Raw genomic sequence first — 12461 nt, forward strand, 5'->3', positions numbered from 1 at the left:
AAAGACATGGGACTCGAAGAAAAGCTGCCGAGCGGCTTCCTGCTGACCACCGTCGAGCAGGCCGCGGGCTGGGTACGCAAGGCGTCCGTCTTCCCGGCCACCTTCGGCCTCGCCTGCTGCGCCATCGAGATGATGACCACCGGCGCCGGTCGCTACGACCTGGCGCGCTTCGGCATGGAGGTCTTCCGCGGATCCCCGCGCCAGGCCGATCTGATGATCGTCGCGGGCCGGGTCAGCCAGAAGATGGCGCCGGTGCTGCGGCAGGTCTACGACCAGATGCCGAACCCCAAGTGGGTGATCTCCATGGGGGTCTGCGCCTCCTCGGGCGGCATGTTCAACAACTACGCCATCGTGCAGGGCGTCGACCACATCGTCCCGGTCGACATCTACCTCCCCGGCTGTCCGCCCCGGCCGGAGATGCTGCTGGACGCGATCCTCAAGCTCCACCAGAAGATCCAGACCTCCAAGCTCGGCGTGAACGCCGAGGAGGCGGCCCGCGAGGCGGAGGAAGCGGCGCTCAAGGCCCTGCCCACGATCGAGATGAAGGGGCTGCTGCGGTGAGCGACGCGAACGGCACCAACAGCGCGAACGAGGCGAACGGGGCGAATCCCGAGAAGGACCTCAGCGCGCAGAACCTCCCCGGCCAGCGCGGCCAGGGCGGCGAGGAGATCCGCGTCCAGCGCGGCATGTTCGGCGCCCAGAACGGCGGCGACACCTCCGGCTACGGCGGCCTGGTCCGCTCGGTCCGGCTCCCGGGACCCGCGGCCCGCCCCTACGGCGGCTGGTTCGACGAGGTCGCCGACGAGCTGGAGGGCGCCCTGGAGGAGCAGGGACTGCTCCCCGAGAACGCCATCGAGAAGACGGTCGTCGACCGCGGCGAACTCACCTTCCACATCGAGCGCGAGCACCTCGTCCGCGTCGCCCGCACCCTGCGCGACGACCCGGCCCTGCGCTTCGAGCTGTGCACCGGCGTCAGCGGCGTGCACTACCCGAACGACAAGGGCCGCGAGCTGCACGCCGTCTACCACCTGCGCTCGATCACCCACAACCGGCTGATCCGCCTGGAGGTCAGCGCCCCGGACGCCGACCCGCGCATCCCCTCCCTCGTCGCCGTCTACCCGACCAACGACTGGCACGAGCGCGAGACATACGACTTCTTCGGGATCGTCTTCGACGGTCACCCGGCCCTGACGCGGATCATGATGCCGGACGACTGGCAGGGCCACCCGCAGCGCAAGGACTACCCCCTCGGCGGCATCCCCGTCGAGTACAAGGGCGCCCAGATCCCGGCTCCGGACCAGCGGAGGTCGTACTCATGAGCACACCGCACGCCACTCCGCGCGAGACCACCGAGGGCACCGTCTACACGGTCACCGGCGGCGACTGGGACGAGGTCGTCCAGAGCGCGGCCCGCGCCGACGACGAGCGCATCGTGGTCAACATGGGCCCCCAGCACCCCTCCACCCACGGAGTGCTGCGCCTGATCCTGGAGATCGAGGGCGAGACGGTCACCGAGGCCCGCTGCGGCATCGGCTATCTGCACACCGGCATCGAGAAGAACCTCGAATTCCGCACGTGGACGCAGGGCACCACCTTCGTCACGCGCATGGACTACCTCACGTCGTTCTTCAACGAGACCGCCTACTGCCTCGGCGTCGAGAAGCTCCTCGGCATCGAGGACGAGATCACCGAGCGAGCCAAGATCATCCGGGTGCTCCTGATGGAGCTGAACCGGCTCTCCTCCCACCTGGTGTGCATCGCCACCGGCGGCATGGAGCTCGGCGCCACCACGATCATGATCTACGGATTCCGGGACCGCGAGATGATCCTGGACATCTACGAGCTGATCACGGGCCTGCGGATGAACCACGCGTACATCCGCCCCGGCGGACTCGCCCAGGACCTGCCGCCCGGCGCGGTGGACCAGATCCGCGAGTTCGTGAAGAAGATGAACAAGAACCTCCCGGAGTACGACAAGCTCGCCACCGGGAACCCCATCTTCAAGGCCCGTATGCAGGACATCGGCTACCTCGACCTGGCCGGCTGCATGGCCCTCGGCGCCACCGGCCCGATCCTGCGCTCCACCGGCCTGCCGCACGACCTGCGCAAGGCGCAGCCCTACTGCGGCTACGAGACGTACGACTTCGACGTCCCGACCGCCGACACCTGCGACGCCTACGGCCGCTTCCTGATCCGGCTGGAGGAGATGCGCCAGTCGCTGAGGATCATCGAGCAGTGCCTGGACCGGCTGCAGCCCGGACCGGTCATGGTCCCCGACAAGAAGATCGCCTGGCCGGCCCAGCTCGCCCTGGGACCGGACGGGCTCGGCAACTCCCTCGACCACATCAAGAAGATCATGGGCACCTCCATGGAGGCCCTGATCCACCACTTCAAGCTGGTCACCGAGGGCTTCCGCGTCCCGCCGGGACAGGCGTACGCGGCCGTCGAATCCCCCAAGGGCGAACTGGGCGTCCATGTCGTCTCCGACGGCGGCACCCGCCCCTACCGGGTCCACTTCCGCGACCCGTCCTTCACCAACCTGCAGGCCATGGCGGCGATGTGCGAGGGCGGCCAGGTCGCCGACGTCATCGTCGCCGTCGCGTCCATCGACCCCGTGATGGGAGGCGTCGACCGGTGACCACCTCTTCTTCGGAGCGAGGCGTCAGCCTGGGCATGCCCGAGCTGCCCGCGCCCGACTACCCGGACGACGTTCGAGCCCGGCTCGAACGGGACGCGCGCGAGGTCATCGCCCGCTACCCCGACTCCCGCTCCGCCCTCCTGCCGCTGCTGCACCTCGTGCAGTCGGAGGAGGGACACGTCACGCGCACCGGCATGCGGTTCTGCGCCGACATGCTCGGCCTGACCACGGCCGAGGTGACCGCGGTCGCCACCTTCTACACCATGTACCGGCGCAAGCCCTCCGGCGACTACCAGGTGGGGGTCTGCACCAACACGCTGTGCGCGGTGATGGGCGGCGACGCGATCTTCGAGGCCCTCCAGGAGCACCTGGGCGTCGGCAACGGCGAGACCACCGACGACGGCAAGGTCACCCTGGAGCACATCGAGTGCAACGCCGCCTGCGACTTCGCGCCGGTCGTGATGGTCAACTGGGAGTTCTTCGACAACCAGACCGTCGAGAGCGCCAAGCGCCTCGTGGACGACCTGCGCATCGGCAGGACCGTCTCGCCCACGCGCGGGGCGCCGCTGTGCACCTTCAAGGAGACCGCGCGGATCCTCGCCGGCTTCCCCGACGAGCGGCCAGGGGCCGTCGAGGCGAGCGGCAGCGCGGGACCCGCGTCGCTGGTGGGTCTCCGCCTGGTCAAGGGAGAGACCGCACCCGCGCGCGTGGTCCACCCGCGCGACGGAGGACCGCACGACGAGCCGCAGGACAGGGTCCACGAGCCGTCGCCCGCCGAACACCTCAGCTCGCACGACGCGCCGCAGGACACATCGGCATCCGACCCCGGCCACCCGGCAGGGCCTACTGCCGAGGAGGGGGAGTGATGACCTTGGCACCCGAGCTGAAAGACACCAGCCCCGAGAAGCTGCTCGCACCCGTGCTGTCGGCCTTCTGGGACGAGGAGCGCTCCTGGACGCTGGACGTCTACCGAAGGCACGAGGGATACGAGGGACTCCGCAAGGCGCTCGCCATGTCGCCGGACGACGTGATCGCGTACGTCAAGGACTCCGGTCTGCGCGGGCGCGGCGGCGCGGGATTCCCCACCGGAATGAAGTGGCAGTTCATTCCGCAAGGTGATGGAAAACCGCACTATCTAGTTGTCAACGCCGACGAATCGGAGCCCGGCACCTGCAAGGACATCCCGCTCCTGTTCGCGAACCCGCATAGCCTCATCGAGGGCATTGTCATCGCGTGTTATGCCATCAGGTCGTCGCATGCCTTCATCTATCTGCGTGGCGAAGTCGTTCCTGTTCTGCGGCGGTTGCACGAGGCCGTGCGCGAGGCATACGAGGCCGGCTACCTCGGCGAGAACATCCTGGGCAGCGGTCTGAATCTGGAGCTCACCGTGCACGCGGGCGCGGGCGCGTACATCTGCGGTGAGGAGACCGCGCTCCTGGACTCGCTCGAAGGCCGCCGTGGTCAACCGCGGCTGCGTCCCCCCTTCCCTGCGGTGGCGGGCCTGTACGCCTGCCCGACTGTTGTGAACAACGTCGAGTCGATCGCGTCGGTTCCCGCGATCATGCAGAACGGCAAGGATTGGTTCAGGTCGATGGGCAGCGAGAAGTCCCCGGGCTTCACGCTCTACTCGCTCAGCGGCCATGTCGCCAGCCCCGGCCAGTACGAGGCCCCGCTCGGCATCACCCTGCGCCAGCTGCTCGACATGAGCGGCGGGATGCGGCCCGGGCACCGGCTGAAGTTCTGGACGCCGGGCGGCTCCTCCACACCGATGTTCACCGACGAGCACCTCGACGTCCCCCTCGACTACGAGGGAGTCGGCGCCGCCGGCTCCATGCTCGGCACCAAGGCGCTGCAGTGCTTCGACGAGACGACCTGCGTGGTGCGGGCCGTCACCCGCTGGACCGAGTTCTACGCCCACGAGTCCTGCGGCAAGTGCACGCCCTGCCGGGAAGGCACCTACTGGCTCGTGCAGCTGCTGCGCGACATCGAGGCCGGCAAGGGCGTGATGAGCGACCTCGACAAGCTGAACGACATCGCCGACAACATCAACGGCAAGTCCTTCTGCGCCCTCGGCGACGGCGCCGCCTCGCCGATCTTCTCCTCGCTGAAGTACTTCCGCGAGGAGTACGAGCAGCACATCACGGGCCGCGGCTGCCCCTTCGACCCGGCCAAGTCGACGGCCTGGGCCGACCGTACGGAGGTGCACGCATGACAGTGACCACCAGCGCTCCCTCCGGAGGGGGGCAGGCGGCGGTCCCGCCGGAAGACCTCGTGACGCTGACCATCGACGGCATCGAGATCAGCGTGCCCAAGGGCACCCTGGTCATCCGGGCCGCCGAACTGCTCGGCATCGAGATCCCCCGCTTCTGCGACCACCCCCTGCTCGACCCGGCCGGCGCCTGCCGGCAGTGCATCGTCGAGGTCGAGGGCCAGCGCAAGCCCATGGCGTCCTGCACGATCACGTGTACGGACGGCATGGTCGTGAAGACTCAACTGACCTCCCCGGTCGCGGAGAAGGCCCAGAAGGGTGTGATGGAGCTCCTGCTCATCAACCACCCACTGGACTGCCCGGTCTGCGACAAGGGCGGTGAGTGCCCGCTGCAGAACCAGGCCATGTCGCACGGCCACGCCGAGTCCCGGTTCGAGGGCCGCAAGCGGACCTACGAGAAGCCCGTGCCGATCTCCACGCAGGTGCTGCTCGACCGCGAGCGCTGCGTGCTGTGCGCCCGCTGCACCCGCTTCTCCAACCAGATCGCGGGCGACCCGATGATCGAGCTGGTCGAGCGGGGCGCGCTCCAGCAGGTCGGCACCGGCGAGGGCGACCCCTTCGAGTCGTACTTCTCCGGCAACACCATCCAGATCTGCCCCGTCGGCGCGCTCACCTCCGCGGCGTACCGCTTCCGCTCCCGCCCCTTCGACCTCGTCTCCTCGCCGTCGGTGTGCGAGCACTGCTCCGGCGGCTGCGCCACCCGCACCGACCACCGGCGCGGCAAGGTCATGCGGCGCCTGGCGGCCCCGGACCCCGAGGTCAACGAGGAGTGGATCTGCGACAAGGGACGCTTCGCGTTCCGGTACGCGCAGCAGCGCGACCGCCTGGAGACGCCGCTCGTGCGCGGCGCGGACGGCGAACTCGTCCCCGCCTCCTGGCCGGAGGCCCTGCAGGCCGCGGCCGAGGGGCTGCTCGCGGCCCGCGGCCGCACCGGTGTGCTCACCGGCGGCCGCCTCACGATCGAGGACGCCTACGCGTACAGCAAGTTCGCGCGCGTGGCCCTCGACACCAACGACATCGACTTCCGCGCGCGCGTGCACAGCGGCGAGGAGGCCGACTTCCTCGCCGCGCGGGTCGCCGGCCGCGGCCGTGACCTCGACGGCACCGGCGTCACCTACACCGCGCTGGAGAAGGCGCCCGCCGTCCTGCTGGTCGGGTTCGAGGCCGAGGAGGAGGCGCCCGGCGTCTTCCTGCGGCTGCGCAAGGCATGGCGGGGACACGGGCAGAAGGTGTTCGCGCTGGCCACGCACACCTCGCGCGGCCTGGCGAAGGCGGGCGGCACCCTGCTGCCGGCCGCTCCCGGCACCGAACCCGAGTGGCTGGACGCCCTCGCGAGCGGCGTCGGCCTGGAGGAGCCCGGGGCGCGGTGCGCCGAGGCCCTGCGCGCCGAGGGCGCCGTGATCGTGGTCGGTGAGCGCATGGCCGCCGTCTCCGGCGGACTCACCGCCGCCGTACGGGCGGCCACCGCGACCGGCGCCCGGCTGGTGTGGATCCCGCGCCGGGCCGGAGAGCGCGGCGCGATCGAGGCGGGCGCGCTGCCGTCGCTGCTGCCGGGCGGGCGTCCGGCCACCGACCCGCGCGCGCGGGAGGAGGTCGCGGCCGCCTGGGGCGTGGCCGAACTCCCGCACCGCTTCGGCCGCGACACCGGGCAGATCGTCGAGGCCGCCGCCTCCGGCGAACTGCGGGCCCTGCTGGTGGCGGGCGTGGAGGTCGCCGACCTGCCCGACCCGGCACGCGCGCGTGAGGCGCTCGACGAGGTCGGCTTCCTGGTCTCGCTCGAACTGCGGCCCAGCGAGGTCACCCGCCACGCCGACGTGGTGCTGCCGGTCGCCGCGGTCGCCGAGAAGGCCGGCAGCTTCCTCAACTGGGAGGGCAGGGTGCGCTTCTTCGAGGCCGCCCTCAAGCCCGACCAGATGACCCGGCGCCTTGCGCCCACCGACGCGCGGGTGCTGCAGATGCTGGCCGACGCCATGGACGTACACCTGGGCCTGCCGGATCTGCGCACCACGCGCGCGGAGCTGGACCGGCTGGGCGCCTGGGACGGGCCGCGGGCCACGGACCCGCTGGAGAACGGGGGCGTCCTGCCCCGGCCCGCCGCCGGAGAGGCCGTGCTCGCCGGGCACCGGCTGCTGCTCGACCAGGGCGTCCTGCAGGAGGGCGACGAGGCGCTCGCCGGCACCCGGCACGCGGCACACGCGCGCCTGTCGGCGGCCACGGCCCTGGAGGCAGGCGTCAAGAACGGCGACGTCCTCGCCGTCACCGGGCCCTCCGGCACCGTCGAACTGCCGCTGGAGGTCACCGAGATGCCCGACCGCGTGGTCTGGCTCCCGCTGAACTCCACCGGCCGGGGAGTCGCCTCCGACGCAGGCGTGCAGCCCGGCTCCCTCGTCCGCATCGGCCCGGCGGCCCCCGCCGGCGAGGCCCCCAAGGAGGTGGAGGCATGAGCCCGTACCTCGCCGCTGAGGATCTCTCGGCGTTCGGCACGGACCCGTGGTGGCTGATCGTGCTCAAGGCGGTGTTCTGCTTCGCCTTCGTGCTGCTGTCCGTGCTGTTCGCCATCGTGTGGGAGCGCAAGGTCGTCGCCTGGATGCAGCTGCGCATCGGGCCCAACCGGCACGGGCCGTGGGGCATGCTCCAGTCGCTCGCCGACGGCATCAAGCTGATGCTGAAGGAAGACCTCGTCGTCAAGCGCGCCGACAAGGTCGTCTATGTGCTGGCGCCGATCGTGATGACCGTCCCGGCCTTCATGGCGATCGCGGTCGTGCCCTTCGGCCCGGCCGGCAACGAGATCTCCATCTTCGGCACGCGCACCACGATGCAGCTCACCGACCTGCCGATCGCGATGCTGTACATCCTCGCCGTCGCCTCGGTCGGCATCTACGGCATCGTGCTCGCGGGCTGGAGCTCCGGATCGACGTATCCGCTGCTCGGCGGTCTGCGTGCGTGCGCGCAGATGATCTCGTACGAGATCGCGATGGGCGCCGCCTTCGCCTCCGTGTTCCTCTACTCGGGGTCGATGTCGACGTCGACGATCGTCGACCAGCAGACGGACCGCTGGTACGTGATCCTGCTGCCGGTCTCCTTCCTCATCTACATCGTCACGATGATCGGGGAGACCAACCGCGCCCCGTTCGACATGCCGGAGTCCGAGGGCGACCTGGTCGGCGGGTTCAACACCGAGTACTCGTCGATCAAGTTCGCGATGTTCATGCTCGCCGAGTACGCCAACATGATCACCGTCTCGGCGGTGGCCGTGACGCTGTTCCTGGGCGGCTGGCGGGCGCCGTGGCCGGTGAGCACCTTCTGGGAAGGGGCGAACCACGGCTGGTGGCCGATGCTCTGGATGATCCTCAAGGTGCAGCTGCTGCTGTTCCTGTTCATCTGGGTGCGCGCCTCGCTCCCGCGGGTCCGCTACGACCAGCTGATGAAGCTCGGCTGGAAGGTCCTCCTGCCGGTCTCGCTGGTCTGGCTGATGCTCGTCGCGAGCGTGCGGGCCCTGCGCAACGAGGGCAAGGACTTCGCCGACATCGCCCTCTACGTGGGCGGCGGGGTGATCGCCCTGCTGCTGCTCTCCTTCGTCGCGGACTTCTTCCGCGACCGCGACAAGGGCGCGGGGACCGAGGCCCCCGCCGCGCCGGCCGGCTTCGACCCGATGGCGGGCGGATTCCCCGTGCCGCCGCTGCCCGGACAGGAGCTGCCGCCGGTGCCGCGGCGCCGCCCGCGCCGGGAGCGGGAGCTGATTGTCAGTGGTGGGCCCGATACTCACAGTGACGGATCGCTGGATGGAAAGGAGGCGTCCGATGGCTGAGGAGCCCAAGGAGACCAAGCCCGGTCTTCAGAACCCCGTCGCCGGCTTCGGCGTGACCTTCAAGGCCATGTTCAAGAAGCGGCTGACCGAGCAGTACCCGGAGCAGCAGAAGACCACCGCTCCGCGGTTCCACGGACGGCACCAGCTCAACCGCCATCCGGACGGCCTGGAGAAGTGCGTCGGCTGTGAGCTGTGCGCCTGGGCCTGCCCCGCCGACGCGATCTACGTCGAGGGCGCGGACAACACCGACGAGGAGCGCTACTCGCCGGGCGAGCGCTACGGCCGCGTCTACCAGATCAACTACGCCCGCTGCATCCTGTGCGGCCTGTGCATCGAGGCGTGCCCCACGCGCGCGCTGACCATGACCAACGAGTTCGAGCTGGCCGACTCCAGCCGCGCCAACCTCATCTACACCAAGGAGCAGCTGCTCGCCGGTCTGGAGGAGGGCATGGTCGACACCCCGCACGCCATCTACCCCGGCATGGACGAACAGGACTACTACCGGGGCCTGGTGACGGAGGCCGCGCCCGGCACCGAGCGGCAGGGCGCCCACTCCAAGGGCGAGGTCGTCCAGGAGGCCGACTCCACCTTCGGCGGGACCGAACCGGCGTCGGAGGAGGTGATCGGCCGATGAGCGCGCAGCTCGCCGCCTACACCACCTCCACCGGAGAGGCCGTCCAGTTCTGGATCCTGGGCACGGTCGCGGTGATCGGCGCCCTGTGCACCGTCTTCATGAGGAAGGCCGTGCACAGCGCGCTGTGCCTGGCCGGCACCATGATCATCCTGGCGGTGTTCTACCTCGCCAACGGCGCCTACTTCCTGGGCGTCGTGCAGATCGTCGTCTACACCGGCGCGATCATGATGCTGTTCCTGTTCGTGGTGATGCTCGTCGGCGTCACCGCCGCGGACTCCCTGAAGGAGACCATCAAGGGCCAGCGCTGGCTGGCCCTGCTGTGCGGCCTCGGCTTCGGCGTGCTGCTGATCGCCGGGATCGGCAACGCCTCCCTGAAGGAGTGGGGCGGCCTGGGGCAGGCCAACGCGAACGGCAATGTGGAGGGCCTGGCGTCCCTCATCTTCACCAAGTACGTCTTCGCCTTCGAGATCACCGGCGCCCTGCTGATCACCGCCGCGGTCGGCGCGATGGTGCTCACCCACCGCGAGCGCACCGAACGCGCCCGCACCCAGCGGGAACTGGCCGAGCAGCGGGTGCGCGAGGGCAAGCACCTGCCTCCGCTGCCCGCGCCGGGCGTGTACGCGCGGCACAACGCCGTGGACATCGCGGGCCTGCTCCCCGACGGCACCCCGTCGGAGCTCACGGTCAGCAGGACCCTGCGTGAGCGCGGGCAGATCCGGGACGTCTCGGCGGAGGCGCTGGAGGACCTCAAGGCCATCGAGCAGCGTGCCGAGGAACGCCTGGAGCGGTCCGCGATCGAGCCGCCGCACTTCAAGCGGACCGAGGAGGCGTCGCAGTGAACCCGGTCAACTACCTGTACCTCGCGGCCCTGTTGTTCACGATCGGCGCCACCGGCGTGCTGATCCGGCGGAACGCGATCGTGCTGTTCATGTGCATCGAGCTGATGCTCAACGCCTGCAACCTCGCGTTCGTGGCCTTCTCCCGGATGCACGGCAATCTCGACGGCCAGATCATCGCCTTCTTCACGATGGTCGTCGCCGCCGCGGAGGTCGTGGTCGGGCTCGCGATCATCGTGTCGCTGTTCCGTTCCCGCCACTCGGCCTCGGTCGACGACGCCAGCCTGATGAAGCTGTAAGGGGTCGCTCAAGTGGAGAACCTGATTGCGCTGCTGATCGCGGCGCCCCTGCTCGGAGCGGCCGTACTGCTGTGCGGCGGCCGGCGGCTGGACGCCGTCGGCCACTGGATCGGTACGGTGCTGGCGGCCGCCTCCTTCGTGATCGGCCTGGTGCTGTTCACCGACCTCCTCGGCAAGGACGGCGAGCACCGCACCGTCACCCAGCACCTGTTCAGCTGGATCCCGGTCGAGGGCTTCCAGGCGGACATCGCCTTCCGCCTCGACCAGCTGTCGATGACGTTCGTCCTGCTGATCACGGGTGTCGGCTCGCTGATCCACCTGTACTCGATCGGGTACATGGAGCACGACGAGCGCCGCCGCCGCTTCTTCGGCTATCTGAACCTGTTCCTGGCGGCGATGCTGCTGCTGGTCCTCGCCGACAACTACCTGCTGCTGTACGTCGGCTGGGAGGGCGTCGGTCTCGCCTCCTACCTGCTGATCGGCTTCTGGCAGCACAAGCCGAGTGCCGCCACGGCAGCGAAGAAGGCGTTCCTGGTCAACCGCGTCGGCGACATGGGTCTGTCGATCGCGATCATGCTGATGTTCACGACGTTCGGCACCTTCGCCTTCGGTCCCGTCCTCGGCACCCACGCGGAGCCCGGGCTGGTCGCCGACACCAGCGAGGGCAAGCTCACCGCGATCGGTCTGATGCTGCTGCTCGCGGCCTGCGGCAAGTCGGCCCAGGTGCCGCTGCAGTCCTGGCTCGGCGACGCGATGGAGGGCCCGACCCCGGTCTCGGCCCTGATCCACGCCGCGACCATGGTGACCGCCGGTGTCTATCTGATCGTCCGCTCCGGAGCGATCTTCGACGCGGCGCCCGACGCCCAGCTCGCCGTCGTCATCGTCGGCGCGGTCACGCTCCTGTTCGGTGCGATCGTCGGTTGCGCCAAGGACGACATCAAGAAGGCCCTGGCCGGCTCGACCATGTCGCAGATCGGCTACATGATCCTCGCCGCGGGCCTCGGCCCCATCGGCTACGTCTTCGCGATCATGCACCTGGTGACGCACGGCTTCTTCAAGGCCGGGCTGTTCCTCGGCGCCGGTTCCGTCATGCACGGCATGAACGACGAGGTCGACATGCGCAGGTACGGCGGCTTGCGCAAATACATGCCGGTCACCTTCGTCACCTTCGGCCTCGGCTACCTCGCCATCATCGGCTTCCCGGGCCTGTCCGGCTTCTTCTCCAAGGACAAGATCATCGAGGCGGCGTTCGCCAAGGGCGGCACCGAGGGCTGGATCCTCGGCAGCGTGGCCCTGCTCGGCGCGGCCATCACCGCGTTCTACATGACGCGCGTGATGCTGATGACGTTCTTCGGCGAGGAGCGCTGGCGCGACCGGCCCACCCCGTCCCCGGCCGAGCCCAGCGTGGAGCCGGCCGCCGAGCACCGCGGCGAACACGCCGAGCCGCACCCGCACGAGTCGCCGAAGGTCATGACGATCCCCATGATCCTGCTGGCCGTCGGCTCCGTCGCGGGCGGCGCGTTCTTCAGCATCGGCGACCGCTTCCTGCACTGGCTGGAGCCCATCACCGGACACGACCACGGTGACGCGCCGATCAGCGCGGGCGCGGTCACCGGCGCCACCGTGGCCTGCATGGTCATCGGTGTCGGCATCGCGTACGCCATGTACGGGCGCCGCCCGGTCCCGGCCGTCGCCCCGCGCGGGTCGCTGCTCACCCGGGCCGCCCGGCGCGACCTGCTCCAGGACGACTTCAACCACGTCGTGCTGGTCCGCGGCGGCGAGCACCTCACGCGGTCCCTGGTCTACGTCGACCACACGCTGGTCGACGGTGTCGTCAACGGCACGGCTGCCTCGGTCGGCGGCCTCTCCGGACGGCTGCGCCGGCTGCAGAACGGCTTCGCGCGGTCGTACGCGGTCTCGATGTTCGGCGGTGCGGCGGTCATCGTCGCCGCGACCCTGCTGATGAGGACGGTCTGA

The 12461-nt window shown here is 69.8% G+C and carries 11 protein-coding genes; all 11 read left to right on the plus strand.

Going from position 1 to position 12461, the window contains the following annotated elements:
* The first annotated feature begins 6 nt into the window (after positions 1–6).
* Genes ACSU6M_RS19970 through nuoL form a run of 11 tightly spaced genes read left to right on the plus strand, consistent with a single transcriptional unit; the run spans position 7 to position 12461 of the window.
* A complete protein-coding gene (locus ACSU6M_RS19970) occupies positions 7–561 on the plus strand; it encodes a NuoB/complex I 20 kDa subunit family protein (protein ID WP_056552623.1) in 555 nt (184 codons plus the stop codon).
* Positions 558–1319 (plus strand): NADH-quinone oxidoreductase subunit C, encoded by a 762-nt coding sequence (locus ACSU6M_RS19975; RefSeq protein WP_437071110.1) that lies wholly within the window; start codon positions 558–560, stop codon positions 1317–1319. Before ACSU6M_RS19970 ends, ACSU6M_RS19975 begins: the two co-directional genes overlap by 4 nt.
* Positions 1316–2638 (plus strand): NADH-quinone oxidoreductase subunit D, encoded by a 1323-nt coding sequence (locus ACSU6M_RS19980; RefSeq protein WP_437071111.1) that lies wholly within the window; start codon positions 1316–1318, stop codon positions 2636–2638. The genes ACSU6M_RS19975 and ACSU6M_RS19980 overlap by 4 nt, the downstream gene beginning before the upstream one ends.
* Positions 2635–3504: an NADH-quinone oxidoreductase subunit NuoE gene (gene nuoE, locus ACSU6M_RS19985; RefSeq protein WP_437071112.1), complete on the plus strand. Its 870-nt coding sequence runs from the start codon at positions 2635–2637 to the stop codon at positions 3502–3504. Before ACSU6M_RS19980 ends, nuoE begins: the two co-directional genes overlap by 4 nt.
* Complete coding sequence (gene nuoF / locus ACSU6M_RS19990) at positions 3504–4850, plus strand: NADH-quinone oxidoreductase subunit NuoF (protein WP_437071113.1); 1347 nt, start codon at positions 3504–3506, stop codon at positions 4848–4850. The genes nuoE and nuoF overlap by 1 nt, the downstream gene beginning before the upstream one ends.
* Entirely contained in the window at positions 4847–7351 is a 2505-nt protein-coding gene (locus ACSU6M_RS19995; protein ID WP_437071114.1) for an NADH-quinone oxidoreductase subunit G, read from the plus strand. Before nuoF ends, ACSU6M_RS19995 begins: the two co-directional genes overlap by 4 nt.
* Positions 7348–8715 carry an NADH-quinone oxidoreductase subunit NuoH gene (gene nuoH, locus ACSU6M_RS20000; protein WP_437071115.1) on the plus strand — a complete coding sequence of 456 codons (1368 nt, stop codon included), beginning with the start codon at positions 7348–7350 and terminating at the stop codon, positions 8713–8715. Before ACSU6M_RS19995 ends, nuoH begins: the two co-directional genes overlap by 4 nt.
* Positions 8708–9349, plus strand: a complete 642-nt coding sequence (nuoI, locus tag ACSU6M_RS20005) for an NADH-quinone oxidoreductase subunit NuoI (protein WP_437071116.1) — start codon at positions 8708–8710, stop codon at positions 9347–9349. Before nuoH ends, nuoI begins: the two co-directional genes overlap by 8 nt.
* Positions 9346–10188, plus strand: a complete 843-nt coding sequence (locus ACSU6M_RS20010; protein ID WP_437071117.1) for an NADH-quinone oxidoreductase subunit J — start codon at positions 9346–9348, stop codon at positions 10186–10188. Before nuoI ends, ACSU6M_RS20010 begins: the two co-directional genes overlap by 4 nt.
* On the plus strand, positions 10185–10484 hold the full coding sequence (gene nuoK / locus ACSU6M_RS20015; RefSeq protein WP_053760538.1) for an NADH-quinone oxidoreductase subunit NuoK: 300 nt from the start codon (positions 10185–10187) through the stop codon (positions 10482–10484). The genes ACSU6M_RS20010 and nuoK overlap by 4 nt, the downstream gene beginning before the upstream one ends.
* Before the next feature lie 12 nt (positions 10485–10496).
* Positions 10497–12461 carry an NADH-quinone oxidoreductase subunit L gene (gene nuoL, locus ACSU6M_RS20020; RefSeq protein WP_437071118.1) on the plus strand — a complete coding sequence of 655 codons (1965 nt, stop codon included), beginning with the start codon at positions 10497–10499 and terminating at the stop codon, positions 12459–12461.

It is taken from the genome of Streptomyces sp. enrichment culture (assembly GCF_964272895.1).
In the GTDB taxonomy this organism is placed as follows: Bacteria; Actinomycetota; Actinomycetes; order Streptomycetales; family Streptomycetaceae; genus Streptomyces.

What these genes read in the sequence shown, in the direction of transcription:
- ACSU6M_RS20010 (WP_437071117.1), top strand. Translation starts at nt 9,346, where the DNA reads ATGAGCGCGCAGCTCGCCGCCTACACCACCTCCACCGGAGAGGCCGTC.
- nuoI (WP_437071116.1), top strand. Translation starts at nt 8,708, where the DNA reads ATGGCTGAGGAGCCCAAGGAGACCAAGCCCGGTCTTCAGAACCCCGTC.
- ACSU6M_RS19980 (WP_437071111.1), top strand. Translation starts at nt 1,316, where the DNA reads ATGAGCACACCGCACGCCACTCCGCGCGAGACCACCGAGGGCACCGTC.
- nuoH (WP_437071115.1), top strand. Translation starts at nt 7,348, where the DNA reads ATGAGCCCGTACCTCGCCGCTGAGGATCTCTCGGCGTTCGGCACGGAC.
- ACSU6M_RS19995 (WP_437071114.1), top strand. Translation starts at nt 4,847, where the DNA reads ATGACAGTGACCACCAGCGCTCCCTCCGGAGGGGGGCAGGCGGCGGTC.
- nuoF (WP_437071113.1), top strand. Translation starts at nt 3,504, where the DNA reads ATGACCTTGGCACCCGAGCTGAAAGACACCAGCCCCGAGAAGCTGCTC.
- ACSU6M_RS19970 (WP_056552623.1), top strand. Translation starts at nt 7, where the DNA reads ATGGGACTCGAAGAAAAGCTGCCGAGCGGCTTCCTGCTGACCACCGTC.